General features: G+C 59.8%; 17 protein-coding genes and 1 tRNA gene. 9 read left to right on the top strand and 9 right to left on the bottom strand.

Annotation, left to right across the window (positions count from 1 at the left end):
• Nucleotides 1-39 precede the first annotated feature (39 nt).
• Nucleotides 40-2,247, bottom strand: a complete 2,208-nt coding sequence (locus CWE01_RS14425) for a DUF1631 domain-containing protein (protein WP_100941208.1) — start codon at nt 2,245-2,247, stop codon at nt 40-42.
• Nucleotides 2,248-2,618: 371 nt separating this feature from the next.
• Between CWE01_RS14425 and nadC the strand changes: the two genes are divergently transcribed.
• Nucleotides 2,619-3,467 (top strand): carboxylating nicotinate-nucleotide diphosphorylase, encoded by an 849-nt coding sequence (gene nadC, locus CWE01_RS14420; protein WP_100941207.1) that lies wholly within the window; start codon nt 2,619-2,621, stop codon nt 3,465-3,467.
• Between the two features lie 175 nt (nt 3,468-3,642).
• Here nadC and CWE01_RS14410 read toward each other — a convergent pair whose 3' ends face one another.
• The 6 genes from CWE01_RS14410 to CWE01_RS14385 form a co-directional block, all read right to left on the bottom strand.
• Nucleotides 3,643-4,140, bottom strand: coding sequence for a methylated-DNA--[protein]-cysteine S-methyltransferase (locus tag CWE01_RS14410; RefSeq protein WP_100941205.1), 498 nt, complete (start codon nt 4,138-4,140; stop codon nt 3,643-3,645).
• Entirely contained in the window at nt 4,137-5,633 is a 1,497-nt protein-coding gene (locus CWE01_RS14405; RefSeq protein ID WP_100941204.1) for a DNA-3-methyladenine glycosylase 2, read from the bottom strand. The genes CWE01_RS14410 and CWE01_RS14405 overlap by 4 nt, the downstream gene beginning before the upstream one ends.
• A 58-nt stretch (nt 5,634-5,691) precedes the next feature.
• Nucleotides 5,692-5,767, bottom strand: a tRNA-Thr gene (locus CWE01_RS14400).
• A 39-nt stretch (nt 5,768-5,806) separates the two neighbouring features.
• Nucleotides 5,807-6,775: an O-antigen ligase gene (locus CWE01_RS14395; protein WP_256579355.1), complete on the bottom strand. Its 969-nt coding sequence runs from the start codon at nt 6,773-6,775 to the stop codon at nt 5,807-5,809.
• A 492-nt stretch (nt 6,776-7,267) separates the two neighbouring features.
• Nucleotides 7,268-8,914, bottom strand: coding sequence for a tetratricopeptide repeat protein (locus CWE01_RS14390; protein WP_100941202.1), 1,647 nt, complete (start codon nt 8,912-8,914; stop codon nt 7,268-7,270).
• Between the two features lie 113 nt (nt 8,915-9,027).
• Nucleotides 9,028-9,435, bottom strand: a complete 408-nt coding sequence (locus CWE01_RS14385; RefSeq protein WP_100941201.1) for a prepilin-type N-terminal cleavage/methylation domain-containing protein — start codon at nt 9,433-9,435, stop codon at nt 9,028-9,030.
• Between the two features lie 226 nt (nt 9,436-9,661).
• On the opposite strand from CWE01_RS14385, the gene pilB reads away from it, so the two are divergent.
• From pilB to yacG, 5 genes are read left to right on the top strand one after another with little or no spacing between them, the layout of a single operon-like run.
• Complete coding sequence (gene pilB, locus CWE01_RS14380) at nt 9,662-11,362, top strand: type IV-A pilus assembly ATPase PilB (protein WP_100941200.1); 1,701 nt, start codon at nt 9,662-9,664, stop codon at nt 11,360-11,362.
• A 3-nt stretch (nt 11,363-11,365) separates the two neighbouring features.
• On the top strand, nt 11,366-12,583 hold the full coding sequence (locus CWE01_RS14375) for a type II secretion system F family protein (RefSeq protein ID WP_100941199.1): 1,218 nt from the start codon (nt 11,366-11,368) through the stop codon (nt 12,581-12,583).
• A gap of 2 nt (nt 12,584-12,585) precedes the next feature.
• On the top strand, nt 12,586-13,458 hold the full coding sequence (locus tag CWE01_RS14370; protein ID WP_100941198.1) for an A24 family peptidase: 873 nt from the start codon (nt 12,586-12,588) through the stop codon (nt 13,456-13,458).
• Nucleotides 13,455-14,078: a dephospho-CoA kinase gene (coaE, locus tag CWE01_RS14365; protein ID WP_100941197.1), complete on the top strand. Its 624-nt coding sequence runs from the start codon at nt 13,455-13,457 to the stop codon at nt 14,076-14,078. The genes CWE01_RS14370 and coaE overlap by 4 nt, the downstream gene beginning before the upstream one ends.
• The gene (gene yacG, locus CWE01_RS14360) at nt 14,075-14,278 is read left to right on the top strand and encodes a DNA gyrase inhibitor YacG (RefSeq protein ID WP_100941196.1); all 204 of its coding nucleotides are present in this window, start codon (nt 14,075-14,077) and stop codon (nt 14,276-14,278) included. Before coaE ends, yacG begins: the two co-directional genes overlap by 4 nt.
• 11 nt (nt 14,279-14,289) lie before the next feature.
• Here the strand turns inward: yacG and CWE01_RS14355 are convergent, their stop codons facing one another.
• Together CWE01_RS14355 and CWE01_RS14350 are read right to left on the bottom strand one after the other, a co-directional pair.
• Complete coding sequence (locus CWE01_RS14355) at nt 14,290-14,505, bottom strand: hypothetical protein (protein WP_100941195.1); 216 nt, start codon at nt 14,503-14,505, stop codon at nt 14,290-14,292.
• 61 nt (nt 14,506-14,566) lie between these two features.
• Entirely contained in the window at nt 14,567-15,253 is a 687-nt protein-coding gene (locus tag CWE01_RS14350; RefSeq protein WP_100941194.1) for an energy-coupling factor ABC transporter permease, read from the bottom strand.
• Between the two features lie 129 nt (nt 15,254-15,382).
• Here CWE01_RS14350 and CWE01_RS14345 point away from each other — a divergent pair, with 129 nt between their 5' ends.
• The 3 genes from CWE01_RS14345 to CWE01_RS14335 all read left to right on the top strand — a co-directional run bounded on the left by CWE01_RS14345 (nt 15,383) and on the right by CWE01_RS14335 (nt 17,615).
• Nucleotides 15,383-16,012 carry a DUF1780 domain-containing protein gene (locus CWE01_RS14345; RefSeq protein WP_100941193.1) on the top strand — a complete coding sequence of 210 codons (630 nt, stop codon included), beginning with the start codon at nt 15,383-15,385 and terminating at the stop codon, nt 16,010-16,012.
• A 67-nt stretch (nt 16,013-16,079) separates the two neighbouring features.
• Nucleotides 16,080-16,253 (top strand): DUF3094 family protein, encoded by a 174-nt coding sequence (locus CWE01_RS14340; protein ID WP_100941192.1) that lies wholly within the window; start codon nt 16,080-16,082, stop codon nt 16,251-16,253.
• 63 nt (nt 16,254-16,316) lie between these two features.
• Nucleotides 16,317-17,615: an NAD(P)/FAD-dependent oxidoreductase gene (locus tag CWE01_RS14335; RefSeq protein ID WP_100941191.1), complete on the top strand. Its 1,299-nt coding sequence runs from the start codon at nt 16,317-16,319 to the stop codon at nt 17,613-17,615.
• Nucleotides 17,616-17,700 lie beyond the last annotated feature (85 nt).

Below are 17,700 nucleotides of genomic sequence, written 5' to 3'. Positions count from 1 at the left end.
TCTCAAGCAACGCCCGGCGCCGGGACACGCGAAGCGCACTCAGCGCATCTTCATCCGTCGCAGGTTGCCGATGACCGACGCCAGCGCCCGGTCGAACAGCAAGGCGTCGTCGAGCAGGCGGACCGCGCCACGGCGGAACTCCACGGCCAGGGCCTGGGCGGTTCGCTCCAGCACCTTCATGCCGGTACGGTTGACGAAAATGTACTTGCCGCCCGGCTCGATGATTGCCGTCAGCTTGCAGCGCAGACAGTTCTCCTCGTCCTCACGGATTTCCACCCACTGGCCGATGCGCAATTGCCGGATCCAGAACAGCGCGGCGTCATCGGCCGGCAACTCGAAGGCGACGTCTTCGACCAGGGGCTCGTGGGGCGCGCTGAGGACAATCTCTTCCACCACTTCAACCATCGCCGGCGCCTGGGCGCTCACCACGGGCTCGGCATTCTTCCTGGCAAGCTGCTGGAGCACCTGCACATGCAGGCCTTCCAGCTGGCTGAAAAATTCGCTGGTGGCGAAGGGGTCGAAGGCGGCGCTGGTCAAGCCATCGCGCAGGGACTTGAGCAACCCCGGCACCAGCTCCAGCAGCTTGAGCCGCGCATCCACCGGGTCCTGGGGTTCGACACTCCAGATCAAATCGTCCATGGTCTGCAAACCGGCCTGCCATTCGGTGGACGCTTCGCCCTGCTTGAGCCAGGTCAGCAACAGCACCTTGCTCCAGGCCTCCTGGAGCAGACGCACCACCACCTCGGGCAAGGTCCGCCCCAACAACCGTTCGTTCAAGACTTCCTGGACCCGCTGGCGCGCCTGCTCGGCTTTCGCCCGACCTTCTTCGGCATCGCGAGTACGCTGTTCGAGCAATTCGCTACGCCGGCGCTCGTCGCTGGTAAAGGCGAGGAATTCCACCAGCAGCTCGGCAAAGATCGCCGGATCGTCGACGAAATCATTCAACAGGCGCTGCACGATCTGCTCGATGCGCACGTACAGGACGTCGCGCTGATAGTCGTCACGTGACCCCCAGCCCAGGGCAGCGGAGGCGATTTCATTCAACAGGCGGCGAGCCGGATGACTGCCACGGCTGAAGAAGCTCTTGTCCAGCACCGCCACTTTCAACATCGGGATCTGCAAGCGACCGATCAAGGCCTTCAGCGAATCCGGCAGGACACGATCATCGAGGATAAATTCGAAGAGCATGGCGATCAGGTTGATCACGTCCTCGTCCATGCCCCCGACCACCCGGGACTTGCCGCTTTTCACGCTGACCCGGGTCAGCAGCTGTTCCAGCTGATTACGCAGGTCGAAATCTTCCGGCGAGCTGGGCTCCGGCACATATTGCTGCAGATGCGAGAGCAGGCGCAGCAGGTCGTTGGTGGAAATCGGCTGGACCTCGGAGCCGGCCTCAAGCTTGGGCGCGACGCTGCCACGCACATGCAGCAGGAGTTCCTGCAAGGCGGCGAACACCTCCTGCACGCTTTCATCCAGGGGCTTGGCGTTGGCGGTCGGCGCCTGATGGCCACGGGTACTGGTGGTCACACGATCACTGGCGCGCCGCGCCGGGGCAGCCTTGAGCTCCGGCAACACACCGGTGGCGATCAGCAACTGATTGGCTTCGGCGTACAACTGGTCGGCGTCGCTGAGGACATATTTCTCGAACAGCTTGAGGATGATCAGCTTGACCTTGATCTCTACCCCGAGGTTGCGCCCGGCCTCGAGGAAATACTCACAGAGCATCGCCGGGCCCATGGGATTGCTCGCATCGTCGACACGCCGGGTGATCAGGGCATTGAGGCGGGTGCTGAGTTGCCCCAGGGCAAAACTGTCGCGGCTGAGGACCTTGGCGACCATGGCATCGAGGGCTACGGTGCGTTCGAGCTCATCGTTGGGCACCAGTGCAAGGGATTCGTAGGACACCGCCGAGGACAGTGTCGGCTCACTGATGTCGTACTGGCCAAGGCCGTCAAAGGCCTCGAAAAACCGCTCGAGAAAACCGCGCTCGATACTCTTGCGCTTGAGGCGCAGGTCGCGCATGGCTTCGAAAAAGGTGTTCTGGTCGACGTTGTTCTGGGCCTTGTCGGCCATTTCGAACAAGGTGTCGTCGGCGTTATCGAACAGCACCTGCAAGCCTTGCTTGAGCTGCAATGCAGCCTTGTCACGGACCTGGACGAGAACCACGGGCAAACGGGCAAGCGGCGACCGCGTCGCTTGATCTTCGGCGGCCTTGTGCAAAGGCACGACCTTCCCGTCAATGTGCATCAAAGCCTCCTGCCGCAGCGGTTCTGTCAGTTCGGGTGAAAGATCGGTGTTTGCGGGGGGTGGGCAACAGCGCTCACAACCGCTTCTCGGCGAACACCTAAGATGCTCGCCGGCTATCGATAATCGGGGAATCACAGAGACGTCAAAGCTATGACGTCAATTACAAGGCAGATTATCTTGTAAAAGATGTCACTTTTACTAGTGCCTCGGCAATTCCTTTTCCTATCGATATGAAAATAGACCGTCGAACGGCCAAAACGCTCGCGACAATCGACCAAAGGCAGGATCCGGGCGGCCAGTCTCGGCCGCGCGCCTTGGGTTGGGCGGCGCCCTGCCCCTATAATCAGGGTACTTTGTTTGTGGAGTCCGTTATGCCGAATCTACGCCTCGCCGACCTGACCGCCGAAATCGAAGCCAACGTGCGCCGTGCGTTGCTCGAAGACATCGGCAGTGGCGACATCACCGCCCAGCTGATCCCCGCCGAGCGCCTGGCCAAGGCCACCATCATTACCCGCGACGCGGCGACCATCGCCGGTACGGCTTGGGTCGATGCGGTGTTCCGCCAGCTCGACCCGCGGGTGGCCGTGCATTGGCAGGTGCGCGACGGCGAACGGGTCCAGCCGAACCAGCCGCTGTTCCATCTGGAAGGCCCGGCGCGCTCGCTGCTCAGCGGCGAACGTTGCGCGTTGAATTTCCTCCAGATGCTCTCCGGGGTCGCGACCCATGCGCGTTATTACGCCGACCAGGTCGCCGATACCGCGGTCAAGCTGCTGGATACCCGCAAGACCTTGCCGGGTTTGCGCCTGGCGCAGAAGTACGCGGTGACCTGCGGCGGTTGTCATAACCATCGGATTGGCTTGTACGACGCGTTCCTGATCAAGGAAAACCATATCGCCGCGTGCGGTGGGATCGCCCAGGCGATCAACGCGGCGCACAAGATCGCACCGGGCAAGCCGGTGGAGATCGAGGTGGAGAGTCTTTCAGAGCTCAAGGAAGCACTGGCGGCAGGGGCGGACATCATCATGCTCGATGAGTTGAGCCTGGACGATATGCGCGAAGCGGTGCGCCTGAATGCCGGCAAGGCCAAGCTGGAAGCCAGCGGCGGGATCAATGAAAGCACCCTGCGGCCGATTGCCGAGACGGGGGTGGACTACATCTCCATTGGCGCGATGACCAAGGATGTGAAGGCGGTGGATCTGTCGATGCGGTTAAGCCTCTGACACCGGCTTGGGAATCCCCCCTGTAGGAGCCGGCTTGCTGGCGATGAGGCCGGTAAGCCTTGCATCGACCTTTCGGCCGCCATCGCCAGCAAGCCGGTTCCTACAAGTAATCGTATTGGTCGCAACGGTGTGTTCAGGGTCAAGACGCTCGCGACAGACGCAAGAGCCAAACACCTCAACGCAATGCAAAGCGCCGCGACTCCAGCTCCAGCAACCATTGCTTGGCCGCCAGCCCGCCACCGAACCCGGTCAGACTGCCGTTGCTGCCGATCACCCGATGACAGGGCACGATCACCGGCACCGGATTGCGTCCATTGGCCGCCCCGACTGCCCGTGAAGCCTTGGGTCGATTGATCTGCTGGGAAATTTCCCCATAGCTGGTGGTCACGCCGTAAGGAATAGTCACCAGGGCCTGCCAGACGTCTTTCTGGAAGTCCGTCCCTTGCATATTGAGCTTCAAGTCGAACTCGACGCGCTCCCCGGCAAAGTACTCCCGCAATTGCGTATGCACCTGCGCCAGTTTCTCCGGCGCATGCACCCAGCCGTCCAATGGCGTCTGCGGCCGATAGTCCAGCTCGAAGCGCAGCTCGCGCAGCCCGTCGTCGTCAGCCACCAGCATCATGGGGCCGATGGGCGAAGGGATGATGTCGTAGTAAATCGGGCTTGCTGTCATTTTTGACTCCTGCGTATCGATTCTGCCTCACTCGCCCCGCGCCACAGGTACATCACCGTATAGGCCCGCCACGGACGCCAGTCTTCGGCGAGCCGCTCCAGTGCCTTGGTACTCAAGGGCGGGATATCCCTGACCACTTCGCGGCGCAGGATCAGGTCCGCCGCCGGAAAGGCATCGGGATGATTGAGCGCGCGCATGGCGATGTAGTGCGCGGTCCATTCGCCAATACCCGGTAGCGCAACCCAGCTTTTGACGAAATCATTGAGGCGCTGTTCTGTACGAAAACTCACCCGACCATCGAGCAAGGCCTGGGCGATCCCTTGGATGGTAGCGGTGCGTGTCCTGATCACTCCGATTGAGCCCAGGTCTGCGTCGACCATCTGCTCTGGAGATGGAAACAAGCGATCCAGGCCGGGTGCCGGCGGTACCTCAATGACAGTGCCAAAGCGGGTCAGCAGTCGTGATGCCAGGGTACGTGCCGCCGCCACACTGACCTGCTGCCCCAACACCGCCCGCACCGAAATCTCGAAGCCATCCCAGCCACCTGGCAGCCGCTGGCCGGGATAACGCTCAACCAGCGGCGCAAGCACCGGACTCGCGCCCAGGGTGGCGGCGATGGCCTGGGGGTCGGCATCCAGATCGAACATCCGACGAATCCGCGTGACCACCGGCAGCATCTGGCTGGGCGGGACATTGAACAGTTCGAGCTTCAAGGCATGAGCGCCATCCGACCCGGTGCTGACCTGCAGCCAACTGGGCGATTCGTGGTTGCCGAAGACCCGCCGATAGCCTTGCTCGTCGACAACCTCGATGCCCGGTAAGGCACGACTGGCGAGGAACGCCAACACAGCCTTGAAATCGTAGGGGGGTCGATAGCCCAGGCGCAGGACCAATGCGTTGTTGGCATTGGCCAACGGCTTGCGGCGAAAATCCCGGGGCGGCGCATGGTTGGCGTCGGCAAAGGCCGAGTTGAAGCGGCGCAAGCTCTGGAAACCCGAGGCCAGCGCCACTTCGGTGATCGGCAGCGCGGTCTCGGTCAGCAGTTGCTTGGCGAACAACAGGCGCTGGGTGGCATGGACGGCGATAGGCGGAGCGCCAAGGTGTTTGACGAACAGGCGACGTAGTTGCCGGGCACCGACATCGAGCCGGGCTGCCAGGTCGTCGAGGGATTGTTCGGCGAGAAAACCTTCGTGGATCAACTTCAGCCCACGACCGACCAGATGTTCGCCATGCAGCCAGATAGTGTTGCCCGGCGCCAGTTCGGGGCGGCAACGCAGGCAGGGTCGGAAGCCCAGGGCTTCGGCAGCAGCGGCACTGGGGTAGTACTGCACATTCTCGACCTTGGGCGGACGCGCCGGGCAGACGGGACGGCAATAGATACGGGTGCTGAGGACCGCCGTGAAAAAGACCCCGTCGAAGCGCGCATCGCGGCTCAGGCGGGCCTTTTCGCAGATATCGGCCGAGGGGAATGAGGAAGCAATAGTCGTGTTCATGGGCAGAGACTAGCACCGGTGATGGGGCTGTTCTCGCCATTTTCGGACGTCAATGATCTGGTGCCGGAGATAGGAATCGAACCTACGACCTTCGCGTTACGAGTGCGCTGCTCTACCGACTGAGCTACACCGGCGTGGCGCTAAAGCTAGCATCCGATACCGCAGCGGGCAAGCTACTCGGGCTTGATCGCAATCACGCCCTGGGTCCAGAAGCGCGGTTGAAAATGGCCGCCGTATTGCTGCTGGTAGAGGTTGTTGCGCTCGTCCAGATGGGGAACGTCACGGATCACCACATAGACCAGGAACAGCACGGCGGCTGTGCTGATGCCCATCCACGACCAGTGGATAAAGGCATCGGGCTTGGCCGGCTCGCCCTTCCAGACATGCAACGCCATAAGCCAGCCGACCACCAGCGACAACCAGAGCTGGGAGTACGGCATCACGATCACCCCGTCGACCATGGATTGGGTCAGGGCGCCAATCAGGCTGGCGAACAGGCACAGGCGCAATAAATCGGTTGGGTCATCAGAAGTCGAACGTTCGCGGATCAGGCTAAAGGTGGCCCACAGGCCACGTCCGACCAACCCCATGACCAGCAAGGCGGAGGGAACGCCCCATTCACTGGCCCATTGCAGAATGGCCTGATGCGGATGGGCGGCGATGGGGTTGTGGATATCGGCAAAGTGCATGGGGCCGAAGCCGAGCCAGGGCCGTTCGCGGATCATGTCCCAGGCCTGTTGCCAGAGCGGACCTCGGTTGGAAAGCGTGGTGGTCAAGCGATCGCTGGCAGCGTTGCTTACCTCCATGCAGAGGTAACCGGAGAGGACACTAAACAACAGCCAGTAGAGAGTCACCCCCACCACAACAGCGAGCAACTGCCACATGATCCAGCGCCTGCCGGAGTGACTACAGAAGAACAGCGCACCGGCGGCTACCCCCATGCCCAGCCAGGTGCCGCGAGTACCACCCATCACCGCGATCAACCACCAGAGACTCAAGAGCGAGAAAACCCAGGCTTGGGATGAACGCTTGGTGGTAGACAACAAAAGTGGGAGCGTTAAAAGCGGCAAGGTGAAGGTCTGGAATTGGCCGTAGAAGCGCTTGTTGGAAAACCCGCTCAAAAGCCCGCTGGTATCCAGCATGCCTGTGCCTGCGAAAAGCGAATGGAATGCAGATATCAGAAAGTCAAAGCTCTTGAAGGCGCAGATAAACACGACAAACAGCATCAACAATCGATCAGCGGAGGCCCCATTGGATCGGCGTGTACAGGCAAAGGCCTCAGCGCAGCAGCAACAAGCAACGGTCAAGGCGATCTCTGTGAATGCCCAGAGTGGCTGATCCGCACACAGGGCGGAGACGATGCCTCCCAGCAAGATCAGCCCGCAGGCCAGGAGCGCAGGCCGATCAACAAGAGCAAACACATAAGAAGTTCGGCAGCAAAGAAGGAAAACGACTGCCGTGCTGGCAACGAGGAGTTGCCCTAGACGCTGAAGCATATGCCCGCCCAGACCGTGCCCAAGGACCATCACGGCAGCGACCAACAGCGTGAAGACCAGCCAAGTCTTTGTTCGCCCAGTCCAGGCTGCGCCCATTACGACCTCGAAATGTCCATATTCAGGCAGTTTACAGACGCATCAGGCTTTCGGGGCCAACATCAGAGCAGCCTTGGGGTGCGCGCGGTCGCAGGCAGGCTGACTGCCTTTGCCACATCCAAGCTCCAGGTAGCGCTGGGATTCGTCAGCTTGCCCCAGGATTTTCAAGGCGTCGGCCATGCCGACGTAAGGCCTTGCGTAGCTAGGCTTAAGGTTTATGGCGTGCTCAAACTCCGACTTGGCTTCTTCCGCCTTTCCACGCAGAAGAAAAATCTTGCCACGTTGATAGTACGCATATTCATATTTCGGTTTCATGCCTATGGTTTTATCAATGTTACCCAACGCCATATCAACAAAACCCGCATCCAGGTAGGTGACCCCCAAATTGTAGTAAACCCGGTAACCACCAAACAGACCCGGCGTGTCGCCCTGGGCCTCATAGTAGTCAACCGCTTCCTTCCACACAAATACCGGTTCGGACAATGTCATCAAGCGATCATAGGAAAGTCCAAACAGGTAAAGCCCAAAAACGGGAACCAGCGTCACCAGATAAATCTTCTTGAGCCGTCGCAGCCCCAGTGCCAAGGCAATGAACAACCCAGGTATCCAGATATAGCTGCGATACAGTACAAAGGGTTCCTGCAATCGAACCGACACCAACTCCGTGGTAAACATCACCCATGGGAACAGCAACGCGAATCCCAGGAGACCTTTGCTCGCCCCACGCAACAGCAATATGAAGGCTGCCAGACCATAGGTAATAAAGGCCATCAGACCGGCCCAAACCCACCAGACACCGTAACTCAGGGGAAAGGGTACCCGAAGATCAAGGCCCATGGTCCGGCCCTGAGGCAAGATCAGAACCAGCAGGTACTTGAAGAACAATCCCATCTGATTCAGCACGCTCAACACATACAGCGAGCCATTCGGCTGGAACACCTCATCGCTGAGCACTTCTTCACTTTTAAGCTCATAGACATGACCGATCAAGCCCTTGGCCCAGAGTACGACGGACATGGCCATAATTGCCTGAACCGCCAGTACTGAAAAAATCTCCCCGGTGCCGAACGACGAAGGAAGCCGGCTACGGCGATGCAATACCCACAACAGGAAACACAACGCCGGTAACATCACCGCATGCTCTTTGGCATAAAGCGACAGCAGGATACAGAGGCAGGACGCCCAAAGAGCCCAGCGCTTACCACAAAGCCCCTGCCAGAAAGCCCATAGCCCCAACAGGCCAAAAAGGGTGGCACAAACGATGGTGCGCTGAATCAGGTAACCCTGGGTCAGAATGGCCAACGGATGGATAGCGAATAAAAAAGCGACGATAAAGGCCGCTGTATCCGTATTCAGAAAAAAAGTGGTGCGTCTCTCCAGGCTGTTGAGGAGTTGGCGAACAAAACCGAAGAGCACCAGGGCCGCGCAAGCGTGAAGAATGAGGTTCTCCACTCGCAACCAGATGACCTTGTCACTGAGATAGACGAGGGTAGCGGCCATGGAGTCGTGTACCCATAACCGTGGGGTCAAGCTAAAGCCCATGGATAGCAGGGCGGCGGGAGCGCCTTCCCGGAAAAAGGGCTCATCGTCAAAAATCAGGGGATTATTCAGAAAGTGGAAGCAGAGCACCAACAACAAACCGGCTGACAACACGGCGAGCAGCAAAAAAACCAATCGACGCGATATCATAGAGATCTCTATATTCGTTGCTTTAAAAATTCCATATTCATGAAGCTCGGCGCTCCCCCCCTGAGGAGGAGTGCCGCCCCACTTAAAGACTGAAAATTTCAGCCCTCAAATAATTACGGTTTGCAGAAGCCATTCGTCAAACAGCTGCCTGTCTGTGTCCAAGTAACGGAACCACCAGAAGTGATAGGAACAAGGTTAGTATTGACGCCACCGGCCGCGGTGGTGCCTACCAGAATAATTGTACCGCCACTCACACTAGAACCAGTAGGGTTGAAGTTGGCCGTTCCTGATGGCATTGAAGGAACACCATTGGTACCCGCTGTACAGTTGGTAGTGGAGGCAAGATCATTGATACAGATCGCCACAGCCGTTTTATAGGAATCGGCCAACGTATTCACTTCAGAAAAACGAGCTTTCTGTGTGTAGGAGTTGTAAGCAGGCAAGGCAATCGCCGCCAAAATACCGATGATCGCCACAACGATCATCAGTTCGATCAAGGTGAAACCCTTCTGAGCATTCATATTTCGTCTCCAAACGTGAGCAAAGGCGTGATGACTCCCGTAACGATTAGCACAGCCCGTGCCATGCCCCACAGTCCGGCTCAGCATCTGTTGAAATACCCTTCCACGCTCGGAATGCTGCTTCAGAACAACAAAAACTGACATTTTTTGTCACCTACCCTCCCCCAATTTGGCACCATCGCCCGACTACGCTATAAGACTCCGACTGTTTGCGTTTGGTGCTCAAATGAACGATATCGCCCTTTCCGGTCTGGCCAAGCAACTGGTTGCCGCCGAGCTGATTACCGACAAGAACGCTCAGCAGGCGTATCAACAGGCCCAGCGCAATCGGGTGTCCCTCGTCAGCTATCTGGTCCAGAACAAACTGGTCAAAAGTCGCCAGGTCGCGGAAATCGCTTCGGAGCATTTCGGTGTCGCCTTGCTCGACCTGAGCTGCCTCGACAAGGAAAGCCAGCCCAAAGGCCTGGTCAGCGAAAAGCTGATCCGCCAGCACCATGTCCTGCCACTCTGGCGGCGTGGCAATAAATTGTTTGTCGGTATCTCCGACCCCAGTAATCATCAGGCGATTACCGATATCCAGTTCAGCACCGGTCTCACGACCGAGGCCATCCTGGTGGAGGACGACAAGCTCGCCGACGCTATCGACAAGTTCTTCGACAACAACTCCACCGGCCTTGAAGAGATGGGGGACGTCGACCTCGAAGGCCTGGATATCGAGTCGGTCGATGACAGGAAGCACGAACAGATCGCCGGCCAGGATGCTGACGATGCCCCCGTGGTGCGCTTCGTCAACAAGATGTTGCTGGACGCCATCAAGGGCGGTTCCTCGGACTTGCATTTCGAACCCTATGAAAAGATCTACCGCGTTCGCCTGCGTACCGACGGCATCCTGCGTGAGGTCGCAAGACCACCGATCCATCTCGCCAGCCGCATCGCTGCCCGCCTGAAAGTCATGGCCAGCATGGATATCTCCGAGCGCCGCAAACCCCAGGACGGGCGCATCAAGATGCGTATCTCGAAGACCAAGGCCATCGACTTCCGGGTCAACACCCTGCCGACACTGTGGGGCGAGAAGGTCGTGATGCGGATCCTCGACCCTTCGAGCGCACAAATGGGTATTGACGCGCTCGGATATGAACCGGATCAGAAGATTCTCTATATGGAGGCCCTGAAACAGCCGCAGGGCATGATCCTGGTCACCGGCCCCACCGGCTCGGGTAAAACCGTTTCGCTCTACACCGGCCTGAATATCCTCAATACCGTGGACATCAACATCTCCACCGCCGAGGACCCGGTGGAAATCAATATGGAAGGCATCAACCAGGTCAACGTCAATCCGAAACAGGGCCTGGACTTTGCCCAGGCCCTGCGCTCATTTCTGCGCCAGGATCCAGATGTAATCATGGTCGGTGAGATCCGCGACCTGGAAACCGCCGAAATTGCCATCAAGGCCGCCCAGACCGGTCACATGGTCCTGTCCACGCTGCACACCAACAGCGCGGCGGAAACCCTGACCCGCCTGCACAATATGGGCATTCCCGGTTTCAACATTGCTACCTCAATAAACCTGATCATCGCCCAGCGACTCGCGCGTAAACTGTGCAGTTACTGCAAGAAGGAAATCGATATCCCCGAGGAAGCCCTGATCAAAGAGGGTTTCCCAGCGGATAAAATCGGCACCTTCAAGATCTACGAGCCCGTCGGCTGCGAACAGTGTAACGGTGGCTACAAAGGCCGGATCGGCATCTACGAAGTGGTCAAGAACACCCCGGACCTGCAACGGCTGATCATGGCCGAAGGCAACTCGATCGAGATCGCCGCCCAGATGCGCAAGGACGGTTTCAATGACCTGCGCACCTCCGGCCTGCAGAAGGCCATGCAAGGGCTGACCAGCCTGGAAGAAGTCAACCGCGTGACCAAGGACTAAACCATGGCGACCAAAGCAGTCAAAGTCAGCCTTTATGCCTGGGAAGGGACCGACAAGAAAGGCAATAAAATGGCCGGAGAACTCACCGGGCACAATCCGGCACTGGTCAAGGCACAACTGCGCAAGCAAGGTATCAACCCTGGCAAAGTGCGGAAAAAAAGCAACTCGATCTTCAGCAAGGGCAAGCGCATCAAGCCCTTGGACATTGCACTGTTCACCCGCCAGATGGCAACGATGATGAAGGCCGGCGTGCCGTTGCTGCTGTCCTTCGACATCATCGGCGAGGGTTTCGAAAACCCGAACATGCGCAAGCTGGTGGACGATATCAAGCAAGAAGTCGCCGCCGGCAACAGCTTTGCGACGGCTTTGCGCAAGCAACCGGAATATTTCGACGACCTGTATTGCAACCTGGTGGATGCAGGCGAACAGGCTGGTGCGCTGGAAAGTCTGCTTGAACGGGTGGCGACCTACAAGGAGAAAACCGAAGCCCTGAAAGCCAAGATCAAGAAGGCAATGAACTACCCGATTGCTGTCGTGCTGGTAGCGATCATCGTTTCCGGGATCCTGTTGATCAAGGTCGTGCCGCAGTTCCAGGCGATTTTCAAAGGTTTTGGCGCGGAACTTCCAGCCTTCACCCTGATGGTAATCGGACTATCCAACATCGTGCAGGAGTGGTGGTGGATCATTATTCTGGCGCTGGTTGGAGGTATCTACTGCCTGAGACGGGCACACAAGACATCCGAGCGTTTTCGCAACTGGATGGACAGGACGCTACTGAAAATCCCGATCATCGGCCCATTACTCTATAAATCCGCCGTGGCCCGCTATGCCCGCACCCTCTCCACCACATTCGCCGCAGGCGTGCCGCTCGTCGAAGCCCTTGATTCCGTGGCCGGCGCTACCGGCAATATCGTCTTCAAGAATGCCGTCAACCGCATCAAGCAGGACGTCTCCACTGGTATGCAGTTGAACTTCTCCATGCGGACTACAGGCGTATTCCCGAACATGGCCATCCAGATGACGGCGATTGGTGAAGAGTCCGGCGCCCTGGACGACATGCTCGACAAAGTAGCGAACTACTACGAAGCCGAAGTCGACAACATGGTCGACAGCCTCACGAGCCTGATGGAGCCCATCATCATGACCGTGCTGGGCATCATTGTAGGGGGCTTGGTGATCGCCATGTACCTGCCTATCTTCAAACTCGGATCCGTCATCTGAACATGCCCCTACCCGACTTCCTGGCCAGCCACCCGCTGGCCTTTGTTTTTTTCGCCCTGCTCCTCGGACTGATCGTCGGCAGCTTCCTCAACGTCGTGGTCTGGCGCCTGCCGAAAATGCTCCAACGCGACTGGCGCACCCAGGCCCACGAAGTCCTCGGCCTGCCTCAACCCGCGCCCGATCCGACCTACAACCTGCTACTGCCCCACTCCCATTGCCCGCACTGCAATCACCAACTCCGAGCATGGGAAAACCTGCCCCTGATCAGCTATACCCTGCTACGCGGCAAATGCTCCAGTTGCAAGACTCCCATCAGCAAGCGCTACCCGCTCACCGAACTGGCCTGCGGCCTACTCTCGGCCTTTGTCGCCTGGCATTTCGGCTTCGGCTGGCCCGCCGCCCTGATGCTGGTACTGACCTGGGGCCTGTTGGCCATGAGCCTGATCGACGCCGATCACCAGCTCCTGCCTGACGCTCTGGTCCTGCCACTGCTCTGGCTCGGCCTGATCGCCAACCACTTCGGTTTCTTCACCGACCTCGACGACGCCCTGTGGGGCGCCGTGGCCGGTTACCTGAGCCTATGGTCGGTCTACTGGCTGTTCAAACTGCTCACCGGCAAGGAAGGCATGGGCCATGGCGACTTCAAGCTGCTGGCGATGCTCGGCGCCTGGGGCGGCTGGCAGATCCTGCCACTGACCATCCTGCTGTCATCCCTGGTGGGCGCCGTGCTGGGCCTGATTCTGTTGCGCCTGCGCAACGCCCAGACCTCGACGCCGATCCCCTTCGGCCCTTATCTGGCGATTGCCGGCTGGATTGCCTTGCTCTGGGGTGGTCAAATAACCGCTTCCTATCTGCAGTTTGCCGGTTTCAAATGACCACAGCCGTTTCAACACCCTGGATTCTCGGCCTTACCGGCGGCATCGGTAGCGGCAAGAGCGCAGCGGCCCAACACTTTATCGACCTGGGCATCCACACCGTGGACGCCGATCACGCCGCCCGCTGGGTGGTGGAGCCCGGTCGCCCGGCGCTGGCGAAGATCGTCGAGCACTTCGGCCCCGGCGTGCTGCAAGCCGACGGCCAACTGGACCGCGCCGCCCTGCGCACGCTGATCTTCGAAGCCCCGGAACAACGCCGCTGGCTCGAAGCCCTGCTGCATCCGCTGATCGGCGAAGAGATCGCCAGCCACCTGGCTCGGGCACAATCGCCCTATGCGATCCTGGTCTCGCCGTTGCTGATCGAATCGGGACAATACAAGAACACCCAGCGCGTGCTGGTGATCGACGCCCCGCAAGCGTTGCAGATCCAGCGCACCCAGCAACGGGACCAGACCAGCGAGCAGCAGGTGCAGGCCATCCTCAAGGTCCAGGCCAGCCGCGAAGAACGCCTGCGCCATGCCGACGATGTGCTGGTCAACGACCGCGACCAGGCCTGGCTATGTAGCGAGGTCGAGCGTCTGCATCACTTTTATCTGACTTTGCGTGGAGGCCACTCATGAGCCAACCCTTGACCGTTGAATGCCCGACCTGCGGCGCCCCCGTGGAATGGACCGCCGCCAATATCCAGCGGCCGTTCTGCTCCGACCGCTGCAAACTGATCGACCTCGGCGCCTGGGCCTCGGAAGAACACAAGATTCCCGTCAGCCCAGACGCCGAGGACGACCTGTTCTCCGACGATCTGCCGCCCCGCGCCCACTGATCACCAGGGGATCAGGGCCGCATAAAGCCGTAGTCCTGCCCGTCATCGAGGTTCTCGGCGAGAAATTGCAGTTCGTCCGCCAGATCCTCCGCACTGCGCAACGCCTTGCTCTGCTGCACCACCGCGCTGAGCAAGGCGCGCAAGCCCAGCCCCGGCTCGAACCCTTCCGCTTGCGCCGCCTCCAGGCTGGCCTGCACTTCCTGACGCGCCCATTCGTAAACACTCATGACCTTGCTCCCGGTTTTTCCGCAGCATGGTCGCGAGTCAATCCGGCGGGGTTGACCCAGGTCAACGGGGCTCATTGTCCTTCCAGGGTGCCGACAGGTAGCGGGTGCGGTTGAAGGTTTCCAGCCACTCCGGACAGAACACCACCAGCGCAGTGACCACCATGCCGTTGATAAAGGCTTCGGGGAAAATGATCAGCCACAGGTAACCGACAAAATCCTCCAGCCACTCCGGTAGGGCGAAACGCCCGTCGAACCACAGCAGGCCCAGGCTCGCCAGCAGGCAGAGCAAAGCCGCCAGGGCGGCGGCGAAAAAGCCCGAGCAGAAGATATACACAAAGGGATTACGCGGCTGCGCCCGCTCCACCAGGATCGCGCAGATCTCCGTCACCAGCACCGGCAGCAGGATCAGCAAGCTGCCGTTGACACCGAGCGCCACCAGATCCTGGCGCCCCAGCAGTACCAGACCGAGCTGCGCCACCAGCCCACCGACAATCGCCAGCGGCCAGTCCAGCAGCAGGGTCACCGCCGTCAGGCCGATAAAGTGATAGGACACCCCGGTATCGAAGTCACGCCGCACCAGCCAGAGCAGGAACAGGGCGAAGACCGTGCCGAACAGCAGGTGCTGGCGGCGACTGTCGGTGAACAGCTCGACCCAGGGTGAACGCCAGATCGCCCAGGCCACCGCCGGCAGATAGATCAGCCAACCGACAGCCAGGCTGGCGGGCGACAGCAGTTGCGCGCCGATCATAAAAACATCCCCCTCCGTGGACTCGATAACACTTGGTCCTGAAGTCTACACCGCCCGTTACGACACACCCCGTCGACAAAAATGGCTCCAGACTTCCAGGCCTCGCAGTTTCGACGCTAAGCTTGGGCCATGGACGACTCAGATTTTTTACGCTTGCTGACCATCCAGGCGGAGCAAGCCAACACGTTTCTTTCCAATGCCCGCAAATGGGAGCGTGAGCGTTGGGTCTGCCAGCGCCTGCTGCAAGGGCTGAACATCAGCTATCGCGCCGAAGACTTCCAACCCGCCGGGCAGGAGCCGCCGGACGTTTTGTTTCGCGACGCCTGCTTCGAGGTGTTTTTTGTCCTCGACGAAGGCCGACGGCTCAACGACGAGTGGCGCGAAGAGTTGCAGCGCCGGCGCAGCGCCTTTTCCCTCAGCCAGCTGGTGCGCCGCGAGGCCAAACCCAGGCGAATTCCCGCCTCCGAGCTGCTCCAGCGGCTGGCCCCGACCCTACGCAAGAAAGCCCACAACTACCAGGAGCGCGGGCTGGACCTGGGCGAGCTGGATATCATCGCCTTCGCCAGCCTCAAGCGCGAAGTGCTGGACCTCAACAGCCACTTCCCGCCCCCAACCGAATACCTGCGCCAGGGCTGGCGCTCACTGTCGCTGGTGGGGCCGACCTTCGCCCGGGTGCTATTCGCCCACCCTGATGCCCCGGACTTCCTGCGGGGCAATCTGGGGCGCAGCATTGTTTTCGATGTTGGTATCAGCTTGTAAGCCCATGGCGTAATCACTGCACCAGTGATACAAAGCATCTTAGTGACGTCTACCTGACGAGGCTCCCATGACCAGCCGCCTGAACCCCGACGACCAGCAGCATGTCGATCAGTACCTGCAGCTTCCCCAACACCAAGTCGAGCGCCGGCCTTTTCGGCCGTGGATGCTCCTGGTGGTGGTGCTCGCCGTGGTCATCGGCCTGGGCCTGTTGAGCCGTTTCCTGAGTTACCTGGTGCTATGAGCTGCCTCGCGCTCGCCCGGATAACGCAGGCACAGATTTCCTTTAGCCTTGCGAGATATCCCCATGAACCATCGTATCGTGATCGTCGGCGGCGGCGCCGGCGGCCTGGAACTAGCGACCCGCCTGGGTAAGACCCTGGGTAAACGCGGCATTGCCAGTGTCATGCTGGTCGACTCGAACCTGACCCATATCTGGAAACCCCTGCTGCATGAAGTGGCGGCCGGTTCCCTCAATTCTTCGGCTGACGAGCTCAACTATGTCGCCCAGGCGAAATGGAACCACTTCGAGTTCCAGCTGGGGCGCATGAGCGGGCTCGACCGCGAGCAGAAAAAGATCCAGCTGGCCGCCACCTACGACGAAAACGGCGTCGAGCTGCTGCCTGCCCGGGAACTGGGCTACGACTCCCTGGTGATCGCGGTGGGCAGCACCACCAACGATTTCGGCACCCAGGGCGCGGCGCAGCACTGCCTGTTCCTCGACACCCGTAAACAGGCCGAGCGCTTCCACCAGCAGTTGCTCAACCACTACCTGCGCGCCCATGCCGGGCAGACCGATACGGTCGAGCAGATCAGCGTGGCCATTGTCGGCGCCGGTGCCACGGGCGTGGAGCTGGCGGCCGAGCTGCATAACGCCGCTCACGAACTGGCGGCCTACGGCCTGGACCGGATCAAACCGGAAAACATGCATATCACCCTGATCGAGGCCGGCCCTCGCGTATTGCCGGCCTTGCCGGAGCGCATCGGCGGCCCCGTGCACAAGACCCTGGAAAAACTCGGGGTCCGGGTCATGACCAACGCCTCCGTCAGTGAAGTGACCGCGGACAACCTGGTGACCGCCGATGGCCAGGTGATTGCCGCGAGCCTCAAGGTCTGGGCCGCGGGGATCCGCGCACCGGGCTTTCTCAAGGATATCGATGGCCTGGAAACCAACCGGATCAATCAGCTCCAGGTATTGCCGACGCTGCAGACCACCCGTGACGAGAATATCTTTGCCTTCGGCGATTGCGCGGCCTGCCCGCAGCCGGGGACCGACCGCAATGTACCGCCACGGGCACAGGCGGCCCATCAGCAGGCATCGTTGCTGGCCAAGTCGCTGAAACTGCGCATCGAAGGCAAGACCTTGCCGGAGTATCGCTATACCGACTACGGCTCGCTGATTTCGCTGTCGCGGTTTTCCGCCGTCGGCAACCTGATGGGTAACCTGACCGGTAGCGTGATGCTGGAAGGCTGGCTGGCGCGGATGTTCTATGTGTCGCTGTACCGGATGCACCAGATGGCACTGTATGGCACCTTCCGCACCCTGATGCTGATGTTGGGCAGCCGGATCGGGCGAGGGACGGATCCGCGCTTGAAGTTGCACTGAGGGCATTAAGACTGTCACGGGTTGCGCTTATGACCAGGATAGCTGGCCATATACATACCCGTGCAGTCTGTCTTTTTGTAAAATA

The sequence above is a fragment of the Pseudomonas sp. QS1027 genome, from assembly GCF_002814235.1.
In the GTDB taxonomy this organism is placed as follows: domain Bacteria; phylum Pseudomonadota; class Gammaproteobacteria; order Pseudomonadales; family Pseudomonadaceae; genus Aquipseudomonas.
Note: the sequence above shows the minus strand (reverse complement) of the source record. Positions and strands in the feature narration are given on the sequence as shown.

What these genes read in the sequence shown, in the direction of transcription:
- CWE01_RS14375 (WP_100941199.1), top strand. Translation starts at nt 11,366, where the DNA reads ATGGCGACCAAAGCAGTCAAAGTCAGCCTTTATGCCTGGGAAGGGACC.
- CWE01_RS14425 (WP_100941208.1), bottom strand. Translation starts at nt 2,247, where the DNA reads ATGCACATTGACGGGAAGGTCGTGCCTTTGCACAAGGCCGCCGAAGAT.
- CWE01_RS14395 (WP_256579355.1), bottom strand. Translation starts at nt 6,775, where the DNA reads ATGCTGGATACCAGCGGGCTTTTGAGCGGGTTTTCCAACAAGCGCTTC.
- pilB (WP_100941200.1), top strand. Translation starts at nt 9,662, where the DNA reads ATGAACGATATCGCCCTTTCCGGTCTGGCCAAGCAACTGGTTGCCGCC.
- CWE01_RS14345 (WP_100941193.1), top strand. Translation starts at nt 15,383, where the DNA reads ATGGACGACTCAGATTTTTTACGCTTGCTGACCATCCAGGCGGAGCAA.
- CWE01_RS14410 (WP_100941205.1), bottom strand. Translation starts at nt 4,140, where the DNA reads ATGACAGCAAGCCCGATTTACTACGACATCATCCCTTCGCCCATCGGC.
- CWE01_RS14405 (WP_100941204.1), bottom strand. Translation starts at nt 5,633, where the DNA reads ATGAACACGACTATTGCTTCCTCATTCCCCTCGGCCGATATCTGCGAA.
- CWE01_RS14390 (WP_100941202.1), bottom strand. Translation starts at nt 8,914, where the DNA reads ATGATATCGCGTCGATTGGTTTTTTTGCTGCTCGCCGTGTTGTCAGCC.
- CWE01_RS14350 (WP_100941194.1), bottom strand. Translation starts at nt 15,253, where the DNA reads ATGATCGGCGCGCAACTGCTGTCGCCCGCCAGCCTGGCTGTCGGTTGG.
- CWE01_RS14385 (WP_100941201.1), bottom strand. Translation starts at nt 9,435, where the DNA reads ATGAATGCTCAGAAGGGTTTCACCTTGATCGAACTGATGATCGTTGTG.
- yacG (WP_100941196.1), top strand. Translation starts at nt 14,075, where the DNA reads ATGAGCCAACCCTTGACCGTTGAATGCCCGACCTGCGGCGCCCCCGTG.
- nadC (WP_100941207.1), top strand. Translation starts at nt 2,619, where the DNA reads ATGCCGAATCTACGCCTCGCCGACCTGACCGCCGAAATCGAAGCCAAC.
- coaE (WP_100941197.1), top strand. Translation starts at nt 13,455, where the DNA reads ATGACCACAGCCGTTTCAACACCCTGGATTCTCGGCCTTACCGGCGGC.
- CWE01_RS14370 (WP_100941198.1), top strand. Translation starts at nt 12,586, where the DNA reads ATGCCCCTACCCGACTTCCTGGCCAGCCACCCGCTGGCCTTTGTTTTT.
- CWE01_RS14340 (WP_100941192.1), top strand. Translation starts at nt 16,080, where the DNA reads ATGACCAGCCGCCTGAACCCCGACGACCAGCAGCATGTCGATCAGTAC.
- CWE01_RS14355 (WP_100941195.1), bottom strand. Translation starts at nt 14,505, where the DNA reads ATGAGTGTTTACGAATGGGCGCGTCAGGAAGTGCAGGCCAGCCTGGAG.
- CWE01_RS14335 (WP_100941191.1), top strand. Translation starts at nt 16,317, where the DNA reads ATGAACCATCGTATCGTGATCGTCGGCGGCGGCGCCGGCGGCCTGGAA.